19 protein-coding genes and 1 pseudogene are annotated in these 20,206 nt (G+C 48.0%); 8 read left to right on the top strand and 12 right to left on the bottom strand.

Annotation, left to right across the window (positions count from 1 at the left end):
• Positions 1-228: 228 nt before the first annotated feature.
• A complete protein-coding gene (locus tag C4B57_07250; GenBank protein PXF54449.1) occupies positions 229-1,695 on the bottom strand; it encodes an IMP dehydrogenase in 1,467 nt (488 codons plus the stop codon).
• Entirely contained in the window at positions 1,658-2,683 is a 1,026-nt protein-coding gene (locus C4B57_07245) for a hypothetical protein (GenBank protein PXF54448.1), read from the bottom strand. Before C4B57_07245 ends, C4B57_07250 begins: the two co-directional genes overlap by 38 nt.
• 414 nt (positions 2,684-3,097) lie before the next feature.
• On the opposite strand from C4B57_07245, the gene C4B57_07240 reads away from it, so the two are divergent.
• From C4B57_07240 to C4B57_07215, 6 genes are all read left to right on the top strand, one after another.
• Positions 3,098-4,381, top strand: coding sequence for a sigma-54-dependent Fis family transcriptional regulator (locus C4B57_07240; GenBank protein PXF54447.1), 1,284 nt, complete (start codon positions 3,098-3,100; stop codon positions 4,379-4,381).
• Positions 4,382-4,806: 425 nt separating this feature from the next.
• Positions 4,807-4,995, top strand: coding sequence for a twin-arginine translocase TatA/TatE family subunit (locus tag C4B57_07235; protein ID PXF54446.1), 189 nt, complete (start codon positions 4,807-4,809; stop codon positions 4,993-4,995).
• 70 nt (positions 4,996-5,065) lie between these two features.
• The gene (locus tag C4B57_07230) at positions 5,066-6,427 is read left to right on the top strand and encodes a hypothetical protein (GenBank protein PXF54445.1); all 1,362 of its coding nucleotides are present in this window, start codon (positions 5,066-5,068) and stop codon (positions 6,425-6,427) included.
• On the top strand, positions 6,427-7,275 hold the full coding sequence (gene ccsB / locus C4B57_07225) for a c-type cytochrome biogenesis protein CcsB (GenBank protein PXF54444.1): 849 nt from the start codon (positions 6,427-6,429) through the stop codon (positions 7,273-7,275). Before C4B57_07230 ends, ccsB begins: the two co-directional genes overlap by 1 nt.
• Before the next feature lie 135 nt (positions 7,276-7,410).
• Positions 7,411-7,629: a twin-arginine translocase TatA/TatE family subunit gene (locus tag C4B57_07220; protein ID PXF54443.1), complete on the top strand. Its 219-nt coding sequence runs from the start codon at positions 7,411-7,413 to the stop codon at positions 7,627-7,629.
• A 33-nt stretch (positions 7,630-7,662) separates the two neighbouring features.
• Positions 7,663-8,571: a nucleotidyl transferase gene (locus tag C4B57_07215; GenBank protein PXF54442.1), complete on the top strand. Its 909-nt coding sequence runs from the start codon at positions 7,663-7,665 to the stop codon at positions 8,569-8,571.
• Between the two features lie 140 nt (positions 8,572-8,711).
• Here the strand turns inward: C4B57_07215 and C4B57_07210 are convergent, their stop codons facing one another.
• The 8 genes and pseudogenes from C4B57_07210 to C4B57_07175 form a co-directional block, all read right to left on the bottom strand.
• Complete coding sequence (locus tag C4B57_07210; protein PXF54441.1) at positions 8,712-9,836, bottom strand: hypothetical protein; 1,125 nt, start codon at positions 9,834-9,836, stop codon at positions 8,712-8,714.
• 200 nt (positions 9,837-10,036) lie between these two features.
• Positions 10,037-10,711 carry a glycerophosphodiester phosphodiesterase gene (locus tag C4B57_07205; protein PXF54440.1) on the bottom strand — a complete coding sequence of 225 codons (675 nt, stop codon included), beginning with the start codon at positions 10,709-10,711 and terminating at the stop codon, positions 10,037-10,039.
• Positions 10,712-10,765: 54 nt separating this feature from the next.
• Positions 10,766-10,987 (bottom strand): annotated as a pseudogene (locus tag C4B57_07200) (phosphohydrolase).
• Positions 10,988-11,043: 56 nt separating this feature from the next.
• Positions 11,044-11,238, bottom strand: coding sequence for a ferredoxin (locus tag C4B57_07195; protein PXF54439.1), 195 nt, complete (start codon positions 11,236-11,238; stop codon positions 11,044-11,046).
• 44 nt (positions 11,239-11,282) lie between these two features.
• Entirely contained in the window at positions 11,283-12,470 is a 1,188-nt protein-coding gene (locus C4B57_07190; GenBank protein ID PXF54438.1) for a hypothetical protein, read from the bottom strand.
• A gap of 17 nt (positions 12,471-12,487) precedes the next feature.
• The gene (locus C4B57_07185; protein ID PXF54437.1) at positions 12,488-12,790 is read right to left on the bottom strand and encodes an NrdH-redoxin; all 303 of its coding nucleotides are present in this window, start codon (positions 12,788-12,790) and stop codon (positions 12,488-12,490) included.
• On the bottom strand, positions 12,787-13,305 hold the full coding sequence (locus tag C4B57_07180; GenBank protein PXF54436.1) for a rubrerythrin: 519 nt from the start codon (positions 13,303-13,305) through the stop codon (positions 12,787-12,789). Before C4B57_07180 ends, C4B57_07185 begins: the two co-directional genes overlap by 4 nt.
• A gap of 106 nt (positions 13,306-13,411) precedes the next feature.
• The gene (locus C4B57_07175; GenBank protein PXF54435.1) at positions 13,412-13,657 is read right to left on the bottom strand and encodes a hypothetical protein; all 246 of its coding nucleotides are present in this window, start codon (positions 13,655-13,657) and stop codon (positions 13,412-13,414) included.
• Positions 13,658-14,222: 565 nt separating this feature from the next.
• Here C4B57_07175 and C4B57_07170 point away from each other — a divergent pair.
• Entirely contained in the window at positions 14,223-15,944 is a 1,722-nt protein-coding gene (locus tag C4B57_07170) for a hypothetical protein (GenBank protein PXF54434.1), read from the top strand.
• Between the two features lie 13 nt (positions 15,945-15,957).
• Here the strand turns inward: C4B57_07170 and C4B57_07165 are convergent, their stop codons facing one another.
• Positions 15,958-16,395, bottom strand: a complete 438-nt coding sequence (locus C4B57_07165; protein PXF54433.1) for an IS200/IS605 family transposase — start codon at positions 16,393-16,395, stop codon at positions 15,958-15,960.
• 209 nt (positions 16,396-16,604) lie between these two features.
• Between C4B57_07165 and C4B57_07160 the strand changes: the two genes are divergently transcribed.
• Positions 16,605-17,132 carry a hypothetical protein gene (locus tag C4B57_07160; protein PXF54432.1) on the top strand — a complete coding sequence of 176 codons (528 nt, stop codon included), beginning with the start codon at positions 16,605-16,607 and terminating at the stop codon, positions 17,130-17,132.
• A 190-nt stretch (positions 17,133-17,322) separates the two neighbouring features.
• Here C4B57_07160 and C4B57_07155 read toward each other — a convergent pair whose 3' ends face one another.
• Complete coding sequence (locus C4B57_07155) at positions 17,323-19,971, bottom strand: alanine--tRNA ligase (protein ID PXF54472.1); 2,649 nt, start codon at positions 19,969-19,971, stop codon at positions 17,323-17,325.
• Positions 19,972-20,206 lie beyond the last annotated feature (235 nt).

Raw genomic sequence — 20,206 nt, 5'->3', positions numbered from 1 at the left:
GTTTTCTTGGTCTTCGCAGCATGGGAAACCCCCGGCTCCGGAGCGCAGCGGAGGAGAACGGGGGAGGGTCTCCCATGCTGCAAAGGCCTTAAGAAAACAAGGGGCGAGAGCATGTTGGAAGAAGGAGTTCCCCTGTGTGACCGGCTGCCAGTGATCCATGGATTCACCGAATATTTACGCTTTAAGGCTGGGATCTCAGGTACGTATGCGCTGATAGCAATAAAAGCTTCAGTGTTCTATCCAGTAGTTGGGTGACTCTTTGGTTATTATGACGTCATGGACGTGGCTTTCTTTCATACCTGCAGGAGTTATGCGCACAAAGCGGGCATTTTGCCTAAGCTCCTCTATGGTTCTGCAGCCAATATATCCCATTCCTGCCTTCAATCCTCCTGTCAGCTGGTAAACAGTATCGGAAATCGGACCCCTATACGGCACTCTGCCTTCAATTCCCTCCGGGACCAGCTTTGCCTCTGTCCTGACGCTTTCCTGGAAATACCGGTCCTTGCTCCCATCTTTCATAGCCCCTAACGAGCCCATACCGCGATAGACCTTGTATTGTCTGCCCTGATAAAGCTCCGTCTCTCCAGGGCTTTCATCTGTGCCGGCGAACAGACTCCCTATCATGATGCAATGGGCACCGGCTCCTATGGCCTTTGTCAGGTCGCCGGAAAATTTGATACCTCCGTCAGCTATGACAAATTTCCCGTGTTTTTGTGCCACGACGGCACAATTGTGGACAGCGGTCAGTTGCGGTATTCCTACACCTGCAATAACCCGGGTGGTACAGATGGAGCCCGGCCCCACTCCGACCTTTACGGCGTCAGAGCCGGCTTCGAACAGGACCTCGGCAGCCTCCGGTGTGGCGATATTCCCTGCGATTACCTGGATATTGTGAAAGGTCTTTTTGATTTCAGATACCGCATTGATCACGTTTTTGGAGTGTCCATGGGCCGAGTCTATAACAACCACATCCACATCTGCTTTGACCAAGGCCTCCACATGTGCCAGGCAGTTTTCACCTACACCCACTGAAGCTCCAACCCTCAGGCGGCCAAGGTCGTCCTTGCAGGCCAAGGGATATTTCCTGACCTTTTCTATGTCTTTGATCGTAATCAGGCCCTTGAGGTTTCCATTGTCGTCCACTACCAGGAGCTTTTCAATACGGTGTCTGTGTAAGATGGCCTTTGATTCTTCAAGGGTGATCCCGACCGGGGCTGTGATCAGGTTTTCACTTGTCATTACATCGCGGACTTTGAGATCCCAGTTTGTCTCGAATCGCAGATCCCGGTTGGTTACAATACCCTTTAGCTTTTCTCCTTCCAGTACCGGTACACCTGATATTTTGTACTCACGCATTATCTGTTGCACATCCCAAATACGCTGATCCGGGGTGACTGTCACAGGGTCTATAATCATGCCGCTTTCAGACTTTTTGACCTTCTCGATCTCCTTTACCTGGGCCTTAACGGGCATATTCTTATGGATTATCCCGATGCCACCTTCTCTGGCCATGCTGATGGCGGTTCGGGCCTCAGTGACCGTATCCATGGCTGCGCTTATTATGGGAATATTAAGACGAATTTCAGGCGTAAGCTGAGTGGAGATATCTACTTCTGTAGGCAGAATGCCGGAAAAAGCCGGTACTAACAGCAAGTCATCAAAGGTATAGGCCCCTGGTATCGGGTGGTTCAGCATGGCTATCAAACTCCTTTTCAATTAAACTTGTTAAAAGGCCAAGAAGAAGACCTCCATTGCTAACAGTCAACTCTTTGAATTCAATCATATCCAATATTTCTCGAAATATTGCTATTCCTGCTATAATGATATCTGCTCGTCTGGATTCAAGCCCGGTTATACCTCTTCTCGCTTGAATTTTCATGCCTGTCAGATAGTCCCACATTTTATCAAGCTCTTGAGCGCCCAGAGTATACCCTCTTATTCGCTGAGGGTCATACTTTCCCATGCCCAGTACCATTGCCGCCAATGTAGTAGCAGTTCCGCCGACTCCTACTACAACTCTGGGAGATCGGGGAAGTTTGGAAGACAGACCCGACAGCTTTTGCCTGATATGAAATCCGAGTTTTTCAAGCTCTTCGAGAAGCGGGGGATCTGTCCTGATAAACCTCTCTGTAAGATTCACCGCCCCGATATTCAGACTGCAATTAAATAATATTTTGTTGCCGGCAGCCAATGCAACTTCACTGCTTCCTCCGCCAACATCCACAACCAGAAAGGGATCGATTATATCAGGTAATGAAGTACGCACGCCCATGACCGATATGGATGCTTCCTCATCTTTTGATAATGTTTTTACATTAAATCCTTCTGCCTCTGCCAGGTCCAGGAACTCATCGGCATTGGCGGCATTTCTCAGGGCAGCCGTGCCGCAGACTATTACATCAGAGACCCTGAATTTATCAAGGCACTTGCGGAAATCCCGAAGCGTTTCAATCCCTCTTTTTATGGCATCTTCATCCAGTCTTCCATTAGCGGCAAGACCCTGGCCCAACCTTACGTTGTTAAGTTTTGATACAAGGACATGGAGGCCATTATCCACAATTCGGACTACAGCCAGTCTGAATGTCTGAGAACCAAGATCAATCGCAGCTATCGTCTTTTTACGGGAACTAACTTCCATATTCAGGAAAGCCTCAGCATTCCAGCCTGCCTGTCGTGCCGGCACAGGCAGTGCAGGCGGTCATTTCGAGCAGAATAATATTTTTCAAGGATTCCGTAATCTGTAATCATAGCTGATTATAAGAATTTTTTCACTGTTGGGGTAAATATTCGGTAAATCCGTTATATCCTGCCTTGAAGCGGTTACCTTTTTCCGGGTTTCAAAGCTCACTCATTGCAGACCGGAGAGGCAGTGCAATCCGGCCCGCGACCAGAAACCCTGCAAAAGGCAAACCGCTTCTGCGGCAAGGAGCAGATAGCAACTCCAAGGCGCAGTGGAACACGGACGGTTTCACCGAATATTTACCTGTTGGGGTAAGAGTTCGTAATGGAGCTTATGAAAATGATTCTACTGTCCGTAAAGTCTAATGAAGCGTCCGGCACGGAAGAGTAATTTTAAAAGGCTCAATAGACCTTATTTATGAAACATAACATCCTGATAGTTGAAGACAATCAAAAACTGGCAGGCCTTTTTCAAGAGGCATTGGGTGCTGCGTATAATACACGTCTGGCTTTCAATTTGAAAAAGGCCAGGAACTCCCTAAAAGGTATCCACGGCCTTTTATTGGATCTGCAGCTTCCCGACGGCGAGGGGCTGAGTCTTATAGAGCCGGCCCGGCGGATAAATTATTCCTGTGTGATAATTGTGGTTACGGCTTATGGCAGCATCCAAAAAGCAGTCGAGGCGTTAAAATTGGGGGCCACGGACTTCCTGGAGAAGCCCGTTGATCTCGAGGCCCTTGTTCAACGCTTTCATGATCTGCTTCCCATGCGGGCAGTCAAAGACTTGGTGGCTGAATCATCCAAAATGCTTGAGATCCTGCAAATAGCAGACAGTGTAGCCTCCACGCCCTTCCCGGTTCTTATTACAGGAGAGACTGGGACCGGAAAGGAGGTGCTGGCCCGTTATATTCATCAGCGCAGCGGCCGGGGGAAATTCATAGGGCTTAATTGTGCAAGCGTGCCTCAGGAATTGGCCGATTCAATGCTTTTTGGTCATTTGAAAGGCAGCTTTACAGGGGCAATCGAGAACCGCAGAGGCCTTCTTTCAGTAGCCGAGGGGGGTACTCTTTTTTTGGACGAGATCGGAGAGTTGCCGCCTTCTCTTCAACCTAAGCTCTTGAGATTTTTAGACTCTGGTTGTTATCTGCCATTAGGCAGCAGCCAGGAATCAAGGAGTGATGCCCGGATAATCGCAGCAACAAACAAGGACCTGAAAAAGGCTGTAAAGGATGGCCTTTTCAGGAAAGACTTACTCTTTCGCCTTTCAGCTTTTCCTATTCATATCCCGTCCCTCAAAGAGAGAAGGGACGACATTTTTCCCCTGGCTGCCCATCATACTGAAAGGATAGAGCAACTGCTGGGCCGCAGCGTCTGTTTGTCAGATAGCGCAAAAGAACTTCTTCTGAGATATCATTTTCCAGGTAATGTAAGAGAACTTTTTAACTTACTGGATCGAACCGCAGTTCTGACAGGAGGCAAAATTACCGACAACTCCCTAAGACCTTTTTTAAGTCCTTCTCCTGAAGATGAGCCGGTGCCTGGTGATTTCTGGTCGGAAAGCAGGGGCCACGTCTTGAAAAAGGAAAAAGAACTCATAGGCGCAGCCCTGGCAGCGGCTCGCGGGAACAAGGCCGCTGCAGCCCGCGACCTTAAGATCAGCTATAAGACCCTTCTCAATAAAATGAAAAAATTGGGCCTATAAAGGCCAGCTCGCAACCGTTCGCTGTATCCGGCAGGAAATGAATAATATGACTATTGAGTTAGCTCCGCATCATATGCTGATTGTAACGGATTATTGGGTAATCATCCCTTGGAGCGACTCGCGGAAGTCCCATAGTTTTCCTGGCTTTTGCAGTACGGGAAACCCTGGCTCCGGAGCGCAGCGGAGGAGAACAGGGAGGGTCCCATGCTGCAAAAGTCTCAGAAAACAAGGGACGAGAGCATTGGAGGGACAAGGGATGATTACCCAATAATCAAAGACTATATATCGAAACGGAGCTAACTCAATAGCCATAATGAATAATTAGGCTGATTGACATAGGATGAGCAGGGCTGTACATTTGATAAAATTTTCGATCTGTCATATATTATACAATAATTCTTTATCCGGTTAGGAGAAAACAGAGGATGTTTGGGTTGGGGATGCCTGAGTTGCTGATAATTCTGGTTATAATTCTCGTCGTTTTTGGTGCCGGTAAGCTGCCACAAATCGGCGAGGGCCTTGGAAAGGGCATCAGCAACTTCAAAAAGTCTTTAAAGGAGAATAAAGAGGCCGGAGACGATATCAGCCAGGATGAAAAAAACAAATTGCCGTAGGGCCGTTATTAGCTTAGCTTCTGGACGCTGAAAATAACTCCGAAACAGATTTCCATACCCGATCCGTTCCATGAAGGCATCATCCTCAATCTATCAAGATAATCCAATCTGGCGTTTTTTTTCGTCGGTCCGTCTGGCAGTATTTCTCTTAATCACTCTTGCCGTAACCTCTATTGCCGGTACCTTAATACCCCAGAGAGAATCACTCCAATTCTATCTGGAAACATACGGCCCCAACTTTTTTCGGATTATAAAATCTCTCCATTTGTACGATACATATCATTCCTGGTGGTATCTGACCTTGCTCGGACTTTTCAGCACTAACCTGATAGTCTGTACCTTAAAGCGCTTGCCGTTTACCCTAAGGCTTTTCAGGAAAGACAACCTGTCCATGGATTCCGGGCGTCTGTTAAGGATGCCTTTTAAAAAGGACTGGGAAGTAAAAGAGGAACTGGATAATGATTCCATCCGGTCGATTATCTCGGCATTTAAGGATGTTGTCGGCAAGTTTCACGAACGTCCGGATACAGCAGACGGGGGCAGGCTGTTTTTGGAGGAGCGCGGAAAATGGAGCTACTGGGGCATATATTGCCTGCACGGCAGCATACTGATTATTTTTCTTGGCGCCCTTGTCGGGTTATTTATGGGGTTCAAGGGCAGCGTCATGTTACCGGAAGGGGAGACAATAGATCATATTGTGAATAAACAGACAGGAGAGCAAATACCTCTTGGTTTTTCCGTCCGTTGTGATCGTTTTGATATCTCCTTTTACGATAACGGCGCACCAAAAGAGTATCGATCCGACCTGACTGTGTTAAATGGCAATAAGGAAGTCGTACGTAAGTCCATCGTTGTTAATGATCCCTTAAAATACAGGGGTATCACTTTTTATCAGGCAAGCTATCGGGCTATTCCTGAAGTAACCGTTCGGGTCGCGGAGTCTGAGAGCACACAGCGCTTACTCACTATTTCCGCATTTCAAAAGACCTTGTGGCCGGAAGCACAATTGACCTTTGGCCTGATACAGTATCTGCCCAGCGTCCATGGAAGGCCTGCAGCCCAGATATGGATCGGAGACCGGGAAGGCCGTGAAGGTTCTTTATGGCTCCTGAAGGGAAATAAAAAGGAATTTAAAAAGGGGGAAAACTCGTATGGGATTTCCCTGGTTAATGCCAGGCAACGGTATCTGACCGGGCTGCAAATCAAGAAAGACCCTGGGGTATGGATAGTATGGTTGGGCTGTGCGTTCCTCATTATTGGTTTTACCGTAGTGTTCTGGGTCCCGCACAGACGCGTGTGGCTCTGGATAGGTCGCCGGGAGGGCAAGACTATTGTAATTTTGTCCGGTCAGACCAGCAAGAATAAATTGCAGTTTGAAAAAGACATCAGAGAGATCGAAAAGGCCTTGGATTCCAGATTAGGAGCACGGTAATGACCTTTTCCAGTTCATATTTTTTAAGTTTGACCACTTTTATATATCTGGGGGCCGCTGCGCTCTATTTGATACACTGGATCTTCAGGGTACAGAAGGTGGGATTACTGGCTACAATAGTTACGGCCGGAGGCCTTGTCATTCAGACAACAGGAATAATCCTCAGATGGGTAGAGTCTTACAAATTGGGATACGGGCATGCCCCGCTCTCAAACCTTTATGAGTCCCTGGTATTTTTTGCGTGGATGACGATCCTGGTTTACCTGGTTATGGAATGGCGGGTCAAGCGACGTGTGATCGGGGCCTTCGCAACTCCGTTCGCATCCCTTGCCATGGCCTATGCATCCTTTAGTCCTGAGATTGAAGATGAAATACAGCCCCTTATCCCAGCTCTTAAAAGCAATTGGCTCATTGCACACGTCGTTACGTGCTTCCTCGGATACGCCTCTTTTGCTGTTGCCTGCGGACTCGGCATTATGTACCTTTTCAAAAACAGATCCAGCGGGGATTCAACGGGGATCATGGGTATTATACCTGATTGCAAAGTCCTTGATGAGTTGATGCACCAGACAATAATCTTTGGTTTTCTCTGGTTGACCCTCGGCATAATTACAGGAGCCGTTTGGGCCAATGATGCCTGGGGTACGTATTGGAGCTGGGACCCAAAGGAGACGTGGTCATTGATAACCTGGTTTGTATATGCCACGGCACTGCATGCAAGGTTCGTCAGGGGCTGGGCCGGACGCAGGATCGCCTACTTATCGATAATAGGTTTTGTCTCAGTGATGTTTACATACTTCGGGGTGAATTTCCTGCTTTCAGGCCTGCATAGTTACGGATCACAATAATGATTCCGCTGAAAAAACCCGATCTGCGGCGCACAATAATAAATAATGTTGAATTAAGGTGTATGTCTCTTAAATCTTCTTCTCCAATTCAGCATTCAACATTCACAATTCGACATTGTCTATAAAGGGGTTTAAATGTTTGGCTTAGGAACACAAGAGCTGTTAATCATCCTGCTGATCGCCTTTTTTGTCTTTGGGGGCAAGAAGCTTCCGGAAATAGGGGCCGGGCTTGGAAAAGGCCTGAAGGCCTTCAAATCCGGTTTGAAGGACCTTGAAAATGAGGTCGATCCGGAAAAGCTTTTAGATGACAAATCCAGCAGCTCATCGGACACAGAAGGCAAGAAAAAGGTTTAGTGGCTCCACGGATTATACGTGGTCTCGTGTAATATGCCTTTCTTTACGCAAGCCATGATCCTGGCTGCAGGCCTGGGTACGCGCCTGCAGCCTATTTCACTTTATTTACCCAAGCCTTTATTTCCAGTATTAAACAGGCCTTTGCTCTACAGATTACTTTATCAGCTTGAGGAGGCGGGATTCAGGAAGGTTGTGATCAACTGCTTTCACCTTGCACATCTGGTGTTGGAGATGGCAGGATCTTATAAAGGCAAGGCTGAAATTATTACATTGATGGAACCATCACTGCTTGGAACCGGCGGGGCGATCAGAAATGCCCTGCCTCATATCTCAAAAAATGAACCCCTGCTGGTTATAAACGGAGATGTGGTAACAGATCTGGATCTGGCCCGGGTAATTAATCTGCACCGGCACCAAGGGGCTGTTGCATCGCTGGTGGTCCACAAGAGGGAGCCGTGGAACAACGTGGCTGTTGTGCCGGACGGAAGGGTCTCGGGTTTTAATTACAACGGGCCGGACGCCATGGCCTTTACCGGTATTTCCGTACTGGAACCGGAATTTATAAGGACTATTCCTGAAGATCGTCCCGGTTCTTTGATTGATATATTTAAGGCAGTAATTGATAAGGGCGGTCGTTTACAGGCATTAAGAGCTGATCAAATTGCCGGTCACTACATATGGGAGGATATCGGATCGCCCAGGAGGTATCTTTCCGTCCATAAAGTGCTTCTCGCAAATGAAAATAACATGTGCCTGGTTGGGAAGGGCACCGAATTGCCTGACGATCTCATGTGGAAAGACTGGGTCTCTATAGGACATAGAGTGAGCCTGGGATCCGGTGTCACTCTTTGCAGGACGGTGATCTGGGAGGGAAGCGATGTCCCTTCAGGCACAGTTCTTGAGGATTGTATTTTTACTCCCTATGGGAATATTGGTTCTTGATTAACCCTGCAGATGTCAGAGGAAAAAAATGGGCCAGCATGTACGTCAACATGTGGTGGTTCCATCCTGCAAATTTTCTTATCATGAAAAGCCCTTAGCTCTTCCATGAAAGACCCAACGCCTTTCCTTTCACAGGACAGCTACTGATGGTCAAAATACTCTTTCATGGCCTTGCGGCCCGCATTAATAAGTGCTTGCAGTCTTGCATCGCTCATATCGAACTCGGTAGTGCCATAGGACTTTGCCGGAAGACGGCAAATTTCTTTTTCGTGGGCTTCAATGGCAAGCCTGTCATGCGCGCTGGTCATGGTGTCTATAAGGCACCTGATACGCCGGATGGTTTTAAGACGCTTTATGTTATCGAGTAAACCGTCTCCTAAACTTTCTGAGCCTTCTTCAATTTCCGCCTCCCCGGAACCTTCGACAGGGAGTTTTTCATCAATCAGAAAACCGAGGTTCGGCACCTCGTCCGGATCGGTGTCCCCCATAATTTTGACTACCTCAGCATCTCGCGAGGTAAGCAAATCTATAGGAAAGTTTGAAAGGACTCCGCCGTCCACAAACGTATGTCCTGTTATGTCTTCACCAAGGTATGGTCCCCACTGTGCCTGCCACCTGACTTCCTGCCATACAAAAGGAATACTCATGGACATCCGCACGGCCCATTTAACAGGGCAGTCCGGGGCCGTTCTGTGGTTCAAAACCCGCATTTCCTTGGCCTCGGTGTCTGAAGCCACCATCGAAAGGTCACTTTCAGTACAATCCTGGAATTCCGACAGAGTTGTATGGCCGAGATTGCGACCTCCTGCATTCAGTTTCTCTGTAAGCCATTTAAGAAATTCATCGCCTGCATACAGGCCGCCTCTTTCGATAAAGGAGAACATTTCCCGGTAGGCATCGATTTTCATTAAAGCGTCGAATATGCGGTCATCTACCACTCCTTCCACCAGTTGGGGAATAAATGGGATGTCAACTTTTTTGAATATGGCATAGGTAAGGCTGTTATGAATATCCGGATCATCGAATTTCTTCGGGATATCCATGAAAGTTGAAAAACGGGGTTTTCCGTTTGGCAGTTTCTCATTAACTGCTTCCAGCATTTCCTCGGGTCCATAGCCCGCGGCCATGAGGGTGGCAGTTATTGCCCCTGCAGATGTTCCGATGAAACGTCTTGCGGTATGTCCTCGAGCAAAAAATTCCTGTAACGCACCGACAAACACCGAGCCCTTTGCTCCGCCACCTTCAAAAACGAGATCATATTGCATGATTCTTCCTCCTGAAGAAATTGAGTTAATTGCCTATTCAGGCAAAAGAGGGACATCTTTTCCCGAAAACCCCACAAGGTCCAAGAATCAATACCAAAATAGGTAGTTATGGTTAAAAACTCCGTAGGCGTTCGCAGGTTCAGAGTTACCTTTCTTTCGTTGACCCTTGAACCTCTGAACCAGTGATCTGAACAGCGTGGTTACCTGAAATACTCAACCAGGACCCGAGGATCATTGGTTCCTATGGCATCCACACCCATATCAACATAAGGCCTCAGGAGCTCCCGGTCATCAATATTCCATATAAACACCTTGAGGCCTTTCTCGTGGGCCATTTCGACTAATTCCCTGTCTACAAAAGTGTATTTCATCACCAGTGTGTCTGCAGATGCCTGGGTGGCAACACATGCATCCACAGGAGATCCCACAAGCAGCACGCCTGTTTTGATGCGGCTGTCCATTGCTTTTACAGTCTTTACGAGCCTGTGCCAAAATGAGATCACACAGGATTTATCGAACAAGTTGTTCCTGACTATCAAGTCGACGACCGATCCTTCCGTTCCCTCTTCCTTCAACTCAATGATCAGCATCACGCGTTTATCAATCAAGTCGATGACTTCCTGAAGAGTAGGTATTGCCTCACCTTTGCCCGCATCCAGCCTCTTGATTTCCTGTACGGAATAACCGCTGACCGGCCCTGTTCCATTTGTGGTCCGGTCCACGGTCGCGTCATGTATCACGACCAGCTCTTTGTCTTTGCTGAGATGGACGTCGATCTCGATCGCATCCACCCCGATATCGATGGCCCGCTTTATGGAAAGCAATGTATTCTCCGGCTCCAGGGCCGCGGCCCCGCGATGTCCTATTATAATCATTTGAATATCCCCTGAAAATCTCCTGATGTTGCTTTAGTGTTTCTTTTTTACCAACTTTGGATCGAACCCCAGGCACTCTCCAGCATGCTCGCACCAGTTGGCGCACCCCTGGTTGAGCCTGGGATTCTGTATGGTGTGACCACAGTTTGGGCAGCGTCGCCTGGCGTCGTCTTTGAAAAACTCCACCAGGAAACCGCATTTAACGCAAGGTATTTCAAAAATATCGCCAGGCTTCCAAAACGTGGTATCCTGCCCTGGGCACATTGTTTTAGCCATTTCTTTTCCCCATAAAATAGACTCGTCCTGTCCCGGCCAGGCTGGGATAGCCTGTCTCAATCTTCTTTCCATGTGATACATTGGCCAGGGCAGTTCTTGATGATCTCCTCTATCTCTTCTTCCGGGTATTCAGGCAGGTCAACCACTTCTATGTAGCCTGCTGCGTCGTTTCTTCTGAAGACCGTGGGACACAGCTCCAGACATGCCTCACAGTCCTCACATTCACCAAGATCAATGACCGGTATCTTCATGATCCAAAAACCCGTGATTGAAAATCCAAAATCATAACCCGCACCTATCTCTGCTTTATGATGTAATCATAGGCCGACAGGGCAGCCTTGGCCCCTTCACCTGCTGCAACAATGATCTGCTTGTAAGGAACGTCAGTCACATCCCCGCAGGCAAAAACCCCTGAAACACCAGTGTGACACTTTGAGTCTACCACGATCTCTCCTATACGATTGGTTTCCACAGTATCCATTACAAGCTCGGAGTTGGGGAGCAGGCCAATTTCAACAATGACTCCCTGTACATTGAGCCTCTTTTTCTCTCCGGTCTCCAGCGACTCGATCTCAATCCCCTCAACTGCCGACTTACCTTCAACCCGGAGTATCTTGTATTTGGTAAAGATCTCCACCTTTGGCGAACTCATAACCTTGTCTCGAATGATTTCATCACCGGTAATGGGCGTCAGAGAGACCATGTACACCTTCCGGGCAACTTTCATAAGGTCAATGACCGCCTCAAGGGCCGAGTTCCCTCCGCCCATTACCGCCACGTCAAGGTCTGCAAACAGTGGGGCATCGCAAGTGGAGCAGTAGGTTACCCCCATGCCGATCAATTCCTTTTCCCCGGGCACATTGAGCGGCCGGGGACGCTTTCCTGCGGCGATGATCACCGTCTTGGCAAGATATTGCTTCCCGTCGTTTGTGATGACCTTTTTTATCTTCCCGGTCAACTTCAGGGCCTTCACCTCAACCCCCACGAGTTTTTCCACATTGTACTTCTCCACGTGCTCTTCAAACTTTGCGATCAGATCGGCGGTCTCCACCTGGCTGAAACCCATGTAGTTATCTACATCGTAAGTCCAGGCCACCTGCCCCCCGATATCTCTGCTTACGAGAAGGGTCTTGAGGACCTTTCTGGCAGCATATATTGCGGCACTCAGGCCGGCCGGGCCGCCTCCAATAATGATCACGTCGTAAAGGGGGGCAACCTCCCCTTTCTCGGCCAGCCCAAGTTTCTGGCTCAACTCACCGCTGGCCTCCAGGTGAACCAGATCACTGTATCCTCCGACCGGTTCATCTCCGATCAGGATCTGCGGGAGAGAGCCGCTGCCGGCCTTCTCTTTCATCTCCTTCCAGTCACTTGACTCCGGCCGGACCTCAATTTCTTCGTAACTGATCCCTTTTTCCGCCAGGAATGACTTTGCCTTGGCGCAAAAAGGGCAACCGTCTGTGGTATAGATGGTTACGCTGGCCATAATCACCTCCTGGCTGCTTATTCAATCTTTGAACTTTGTTTAAGACAGCTCAAGGCCTGCTCAAGGCGACTGCGGTCAAATCCAACCATCACTTCGTTGCACACTAATATTACAGGCACCCTGAGAGCACCGCCGGATATTTTCTTCATCTCCTTCAGGGCGTCCTTATCACTTTTGACATCATAAGCAGTAAACGGCACTCCTTTTTTCGAAAGAAACTCCTTCGCCATCTTGCAATAGGGGCATGCGGGGGTCGAATAGATCTTTACTTCTTGATTCATGATCACTCCTTTTTTAACCAACCTGAAACGAGGAGTCATTTCACTCCAGTTGCCAAGAGTTTTTTCTGCAACCCGGATAGAAATCTGATATGCCCCATTTCCTCTTTTATGATCTTGTCGATTTTGTCCTTTCCAAATTTTGTCGGAACCAATTCCTTCATTCCCAAGTAAAAGACGATCGATTCCTTTTCAAGACCGATGGCTGCCTTAAGGATCTTTCTTATCTTTTCTTGTTCAATCAAATCCCCGGACAGTATGAAATTCTCCTCTTCCTCCTTGCCAAACACCTGGAAATCCGCCAGCGCTCGCAGATACAGAGCTGCTTCTCCTTCCGGATCGAAAACTGTAGGTTCTCGTTCCTCATCTGCCAGATCGGCCCTCATGGATGCAAAAACCTTTTCATGTTCGGCTTCCATGGCGGCGAGATCGAGAAAGAGGGAATGGACTGAGGCATCTGATATATTTTCAGCCGCCTCGCGGTAAAATCTCACCCCGTTTCTTTCAATTTGTTCCGCTATTTCAAATACTTCATCTGCATTAAAATCGTAACTCATAGTATACTCCATTCCTCTTGAGCCTTTTGCAAAACTCCGTCTTTGGTCAGAACTTTTGTTCCTGCGACCCCAAATTAACGACTCGACCACTTAACGACTTTATGACCTACAGGCGTGTATCAACGTGGCCTGGTCCTCCGCACTCCGGCGTGTAACATGTAACATTCCCAAAATCGCACTTCTCGCCGCATGAAGGACAAATGTCCGGCGGCACTGCCGCTGTAATGAGAAAGCCGCACCTTGAGCATTTCCAGTAAGTCTGGTTGCACTGAGGACAGATGTCTCCCGCGAATCTGCCTGAAGCTGTATAACCGCAATGAGCACACACCCATTCTTTCTCTTTATTTTCCATATTTTCCTCCTTATGACAATTTTTGTTACGTCGTCCGTAAGCGTTCATAGGTTCAGAGTTCACAGAATATTTACAGTTCACCTTGTTGAATTTCCCGAAGGAACCTTGTTTAACAGGGTGAACCGTTCGGGACTACCTTTCTTTCGTTAACCTTGTTAGTATGCTATCAAATACTTGATGAAACCTCGGATGGTAGCGCGCCTGTCAATCTAACCCAAACTAACCATCGATCAGCCTAATGACAAGTACGAGCAGGAAGCGGATAGAGTAGCCGAACAGATTATGAACATGTCTGATCAATTGTTAGGGATGAAACCTGACACTTTTCAAAAGGTGCCTTGTGCAAGTGTGATGGTACCGTGGAGGCTATAGATATTCCCTGGCCCGGTTATTCGGATTTTGAAAAGCTTACCATATACCTGATCCTGAAAATGAACCGCTTGTCCGGCAACGTGTAACTGGATTTGAAAGATCAGAAGAGAGAGGAGTTGTATTGGAGACATGGCTTGATAGCTTTGGATACTATTTATAGAGATGTCAGGCACAACTTGCCAAGAGAACCTTGATGAATATCGAAAAAACAAAAAATGAAATGAAAAAGATCAACTTGGCCATGACCTTTTATGGAGGGGTTTCTCTTGCCGTTTTTGAGGCCGGAGTGGCGGAGGAATTTCTTCGCTTTCTTCAATTCTGCAGGGAAAGAAGACACCAGCACGAGGACCTTAATAATCTGGACATAAATGTCCGTGTTATTTCTGGAACATCAGCAGGCGGGCTGGCTGCGATACTTCTCTCTTCCGCTCTGGTAAACTCGGAGGATCCTTCACGCCATATCCGGGAAATGCGCAGGATATGGTTCGATGTGGCGGACCTGTCCACTATCCGGTACCGGCGAGGCCAGAAAGTACGTTCTCTCCTGAATAATGATATTCTTGAGGACGAGGTCATCCGTTTTCTTAAGCTCAAGGAAGGTAAGAATGGATTGTCTGAAGACCTCAAGATACTCATCACCGCAACCAACATGCAGGGTTTCTTTGATGCGGTCCCTGTGGAGCATGACTTCACAGCTACCAAGAAATTTGCCGAAAGGGCATTCTCTACCACCAGACATACCGAGGTTTTTGTCTTTTCTGAAAAGGACATAAAAGACGAAGATCGGCAGGTTCAGGAAAGGATCGCCAAGGCTGCGCGAATCACATCCACCTTCCCTGTTGCATTTCCTCCACAATTTACGCTGAGCCCGAGCTTTTCAAAAGAAAACATCCAGTGGTATAAAGAAACCGGGAGAAGGGATAAACCTCTCCACTTCTGGTATTTCGACGGCGGAGTTTTGGATAACAAACCCCTCGGACATGCCATTGACCACATGCAGTCAAGTCGCCATGAAGGAGACTGGTGGTACTTCTTTGTGGAGCCCAAACCCCAGAGCTATCAAAGAAGGCATCCGGAATGGGCAACAGACCCCGACACCCCTCCGGATCCGGCAGAGACGGTAATGGCAGTGCTGGAGGCCCGGGGAGCGGAAACGATCTATCATGACCTCAGACGTATCCAGAAGATCAACCATCAGCTTATGCAGATCAAGCGTCTTCTTGAAGATGTCTGGGAACTTCTCGATTCTTCCAGGCTTTCCGGTTCCCTGTTTGAAACCTTCAAAGATAATGTCCTAACCTCGCGCCTTCACCGCTTCTTGCCCGATTATCTAAAATGTATCACCCTGATCCGCTACCTGTTTATAAGGAAAAATCTCCTTTCTCAGGAAGAGAAAGATCGCCTTAAGGAAAAGCAGGAACTTATTCTGTCCGAAATCCCTCCCCTGGACCTTCCAAGGACATTCGCAGACAGCCTCTATGATAAAACGATCAAAAAAATTCTTTCGTCCGATATGATCAAACAACTGAAAGAAGACCAAGAGATCCGGAAGGTCCTTAAAGACTTTGATAAAAAAGCTGCAGCAATAAAAGAAGCCCAGTTACTCTTCAGGCAAATAGCCTTTTGGGTGGAGCGCGACCATAAGAAAGACCAAAAAATATCTAATAGGACATGGAAGAGGTTTAAAGAATCGGAAGCAGCCCTTGAAAAGGCCTTGAGCAAGGCAAATGGGGCATTTCAGAATTTTATGAAAAGGCTGAAGGAGGTCATCAAGGATGACCAGATCTTGGCCAAGATCAAGTGTTATGTCCTTCTCAATGAGGCAGTTCACGCTGCAGGCGGCCTGGAAACCCGAGAACGATTAAACCACTACCTGCTGAAAGCAGGTAGATTTCTTATACGACTGAAAGTCTAACATGGTTCAATCTTTAGTCATTAGCAATAGTGAAGGCCTCTTTAGGGCTCGCCTTTTCTTGGCTTGCAATATAAGCGGCTATCATTTTTTCTGTAACATTCCCAACTGTTGCACAAAAATAGCCGCGAGCCCAAAGATGCCTTCCCCAATATCTCTTACGCAAATGCGGAAATTCTTGCTGAATCAGTCGAGAACTTCGTCCTTTCACATATTGAACTATCTTGCTCGGAGCAAGTTCTGGAGGACATGAAACATGCAGATGAACATGATCCCTGCTAACATGACCATTAAGAATTGTAATATTGCGGGCCTCACAAGTCTGACGGATTATCTCCCTGGTTCTAAAAGCCACTTCTCCTTTCAAAACATGATAACGATATTTCGTAACCCATACGAAATGATACTGGATATCATAGATCGTGTGAGGCCCCTTGCGATATTCTTTGCTTATGGCGATAACCTCCCATGAGCAAGTTTACCACGATCCCTTAACTGCTGAAGCCTTTCGCCTGAAAGGCGAAGGTTTTAGACCTGGCGCATGGAAAAATAAAAGTAATAAAAATCTACAATGATATCAAAGAATATGGTGAGCTTGCCGGGGCAAAACTTGCCAATTTTGCTGGCTTTCTTGACAGGAGATGGCGGAAACATGACTACTTGATGGGTCTTATAAATACCCGCGAGATGCTAAAAGGCAGATTATGCGAAGTAATCCCTTCCGATGATTTCTGGAAGGATTACGAAGATTGGCGATCCAAATCCGAGGGAAATTTTGATCAAGAGTATTCCCTTACCTCTAAAGACATACTGAAAGACCATGAAAAGGAACTCGAAAGCCTTCCTGCCGGTAAAGTAATTGCCGACATTAACGCAGTTCTTCATTCATCAAAGGTGATTATTCAAAAATCAAAAAGTAAGTTTTTTTCCATTCTCAGGGCCATAAAAGTGCAGTGGATACTCCCTGTTATACAGGGCATCCTCTGGCTCTTCAGACAGGCCACAGCAGGCAGCCCGACAGAAAAGAAACGGATGGGGCCTCACTCCCTGGCTGTTTTCAAAAAGAAAAGCAGGCAGTATATCGGGTTTATTCTTATTGGAATCCTCCTTGGTCTTCTCCTCTCTTTTTTCCTGCCCGACTTTTTGGGGAATTTTGCAGACTGGATATTGAAGCAACTGATACCGGACTAGATGAGGCCACCATCTGTAACTTTAGAAACTACATTGGCTGCATAGGATTGGCCGATTACCTGCTTGGAGAAACCAGCAAACAATTTGAACAAAAAGGGCTTACTGCAAGAACTGCACTTGACTGATCTTTTGCAGCGCTTGAGACAAACTATAGTAAATTCAGCTAGTTGTGGGGACATGTCATAACTTCTCAATAATCCAGGGATAGTTTTGTGTGTACGATATCATAGACTGCCTCAAGGGCCTCTTCGAGCCTTTCCGGTTTCGGGCCGCCTGCCTGCGCCATTTCAGGGCGCCCTCCTCCGCTTCCGCCGATTATCCGGGCTACCTGTTTGATCATATTTCCTGCATGCAGCCGGTCAGTGAGATCTTTGGTTACAAGGACCAGTAGCAGGGCCTTGCCGTCGGCCCGCGATCCTATCACTATGACCCCCGAACCAATCTTATCCCTGAGCCTGTCTCCCAGGTCCCTCAGGGACCTGACGTTTTCTGCTTCAACTCGTGCAGAGAGTACCTTAATGTGGTTAATTTCCCGGGTCCCGGATAACAACTTATCCAGCCCCTGCGTGGCGCGGACCTTTTTAGCCTGCTGGAGCTGCTTCTCCAGGTCCTTTGTCATCTCAAGGAGTCTTGCAACCTTTTTGGAAGCCTCCCATCTGGGGCACTTCAGTTGAAAGGTGATGATGGAAACCGCTTCTTCCAATTCATGCACAAAGTCCAAAGCGGTTTGGGCGGTACAGGCCTCAAGCCTCCGCATTCCCGAAGCCACACTGGATTCGCTGATGATCTTGAAAAGACCTATTTGCCCTGTACGGGAAACGTGGGTACCGCCACAGAGTTCCTTGCTGAAATCCGGGACACTCACCAGGCGAACAGTCTCTCCGTACTTTTCCCCGAACAGGGCCATTGCATCACAGGCCATGGCCTCTTTATAGGAAAGGATCTCTGTTTTGACTTCTCTGTCCTCTCTGATCTGTTCATTTACCAGGTCTTCAACCTCTCTGATCTCATCCGGTGTCAAGGCAGAAAAGTGGGTAAAATCAAAACGCAGCCTGTCCGGGGCTACCATGGAGCCCGCCTGCTTCACATGTTCTCCAAGGACTTGCCTGAGGGCACTGTGGAGAAGGTGGGTGGCGGTGTGGTTGCGGGCAGTATCTTTTCTGAGATTCTCTGACACCTCAAGCTTTATGGAATCTCCTGACTCCAGATAACCATGTCTTACCTCTATACTGTGTACTATGAGGTCTCCCTTGTGGAAGGTGTCTATTACTTCGGCCCTGCCCGAAGGCCCTTCCACCCAACCCCTGTCACCTACCTGGCCGCCTGACTCCGCATAAAATGGCGTTTCCGCGGCAATGAGCTCTCCGCACCATCCGGCTGGAGCTCGCTGGATCGGCCGGCCCTGCTTTAAAAGGGCAAGAATCTCTGATTTGTGGGATGTGGTATCATACCCTATGAATCTGTTACCCAGATTTGAACTCAACAACTCCCTGTATACCTGCGGCAATTCTTCAGTAACCGTATCATGGCGCGCCTTTCTCGACCGCTCCCTCTGCTCTGACCGGGCTCGTTCATAACCATCCCGGTCAAGCCCCATATCCTCTTCCCTGGCCACATCAAGGAGTATATCTACAGGTAAGCCATAGGTGTCATGGAGCTTAAAGGCAAAATTCCCTGAGATTTGGGTCTTGTGTTCCTTCTTGAGTTTGGCTATCTCCTCGTCAAGAAAGCGCAGCCCAAATTCAAGTGTCTCTGCAAAGCGGGACTCCTCGTGGTCTATGACCTTCCCCAGAAATGCCGAGGCCTTTTTCAGTTCCGGATAGGTCTCACCCATTTCCCTGACAACGACGTCAGCCACAGAACTTATGAAGGGATCCTTAAGCCCGATGACTTTTCCGTATCGGACTGCCCTGCGGATAATACGCCTTAATACATATCCCCTTCCCTCATTGGAGGGGATGAGTCCATCCGCGATCAAAAAGGTACTGGCCCTTGTATGGTCAGCTATGACCTTAATCGCCACGTCTGATTGCCTGTCTTTGCCGTAGGTCCGGCCTGACAGCTCTTCTATGCATGCTATCAGGCCTGCGAAGATGTCGGTATCGTAATTACTCTGCCTCCCCTGGCATATCGCGGCCATGCGTTCAAGCCCCAGACCGGTATCGATACACGGAGTTGGGAGGGGGGTCATTCTGCCGGATTCATCCCGGAAGAACTGCATGAACACCAGGTTCCAGAGTTCAAGAAAGCGATCGCAGTCACAGCCCACTTTGCAGTCCGGCCTGCCACAACCTACATCCGGTCCCTGATCGACGAGTATCTCCGAGCAGGGTCCACAGGGCCCGGTATCACCCATGGCCCAGAAATTGTCTTCTTCCCCGAGGCGAACCACACGATCAGGGGAAATGCCGGTTATCTCAGGCCAGAATTTTGCCGCTTCGTCATCTTCCCGGAATACCGTGACCCACAGATCTTCTACAGGCAGCTCGATTTCTTTTGTAAGGAAATCCCAGGCAAAGGAAATTGCCTCTCTTTTGAAGTAGTCCCCAAAGGAAAAATTTCCCAGCATTTCAAAAAAAGTATGGTGACGGGCGGTGTATCCAACGTTTTCAAGATCGTTGTGTTTGCCTCCGGCCCTCACGCATTTCTGGCAAGAGGCCGCGCGCGTATAAGACCTTGTCTCTTCGCCAAGAAATACCTTCTTGAACTGTACCATGCCTGAATTCGTGAAGAGGAGTGAAGGGTCTTCCGCCGGGATTAGCGGGGAACTTGGGATTATCTCGCTGCCATTTCTTGAAAAGAAATCTAAAAAGAGACTGCGAATCTGCTTACCGGACAACTTCTTCATGGGCAGAGCCTGTTTAGATTTTTGGATCTGTATGGTCAAGAACTACTCAAAGTTAATCACGAAAACACGAAGGTACGAAAACACGAAACAAGACATAAAAAAAGATGAACGTCCAACATCGAACATCGAACGTCCAACATCGAATGAAAAACGAATATCCAATACCGAACATTCAACGGCTATTTTTGTATGTTAGCCATTTAGGTTAAAGGCTGAGGTATACTGA

The organism is Deltaproteobacteria bacterium, assembly GCA_003194485.1.
Classification (GTDB): Bacteria; Desulfobacterota; Dissulfuribacteria; order Dissulfuribacterales; family UBA3076; genus UBA3076.
This window is presented reverse-complemented; position numbering and strand designations above follow the sequence as displayed.

Coding starts and splice junctions, on each gene's coding strand:
- C4B57_07250 (PXF54449.1), bottom strand. CDS start 1,695: ATGCTGAACCACCCGATACCAGGGGCCTATACCTTTGATGACTTGCTG.
- C4B57_07240 (PXF54447.1), top strand. CDS start 3,098: ATGAAACATAACATCCTGATAGTTGAAGACAATCAAAAACTGGCAGGC.
- C4B57_07235 (PXF54446.1), top strand. CDS start 4,807: ATGTTTGGGTTGGGGATGCCTGAGTTGCTGATAATTCTGGTTATAATT.
- C4B57_07230 (PXF54445.1), top strand. CDS start 5,066: ATGAAGGCATCATCCTCAATCTATCAAGATAATCCAATCTGGCGTTTT.
- ccsB (PXF54444.1), top strand. CDS start 6,427: ATGACCTTTTCCAGTTCATATTTTTTAAGTTTGACCACTTTTATATAT.
- C4B57_07220 (PXF54443.1), top strand. CDS start 7,411: ATGTTTGGCTTAGGAACACAAGAGCTGTTAATCATCCTGCTGATCGCC.
- C4B57_07215 (PXF54442.1), top strand. CDS start 7,663: ATGCCTTTCTTTACGCAAGCCATGATCCTGGCTGCAGGCCTGGGTACG.
- C4B57_07210 (PXF54441.1), bottom strand. CDS start 9,836: ATGCAATATGATCTCGTTTTTGAAGGTGGCGGAGCAAAGGGCTCGGTG.
- C4B57_07205 (PXF54440.1), bottom strand. CDS start 10,711: ATGATTATAATAGGACATCGCGGGGCCGCGGCCCTGGAGCCGGAGAAT.
- C4B57_07195 (PXF54439.1), bottom strand. CDS start 11,238: ATGAAGATACCGGTCATTGATCTTGGTGAATGTGAGGACTGTGAGGCA.
- C4B57_07190 (PXF54438.1), bottom strand. CDS start 12,470: ATGGCCAGCGTAACCATCTATACCACAGACGGTTGCCCTTTTTGCGCC.
- C4B57_07185 (PXF54437.1), bottom strand. CDS start 12,790: ATGACTCCTCGTTTCAGGTTGGTTAAAAAAGGAGTGATCATGAATCAA.
- C4B57_07180 (PXF54436.1), bottom strand. CDS start 13,305: ATGAGTTACGATTTTAATGCAGATGAAGTATTTGAAATAGCGGAACAA.
- C4B57_07175 (PXF54435.1), bottom strand. CDS start 13,657: ATGGAAAATAAAGAGAAAGAATGGGTGTGTGCTCATTGCGGTTATACA.
- C4B57_07170 (PXF54434.1), top strand. CDS start 14,223: ATGAATATCGAAAAAACAAAAAATGAAATGAAAAAGATCAACTTGGCC.
- C4B57_07160 (PXF54432.1), top strand. CDS start 16,605: ATGGGTCTTATAAATACCCGCGAGATGCTAAAAGGCAGATTATGCGAA.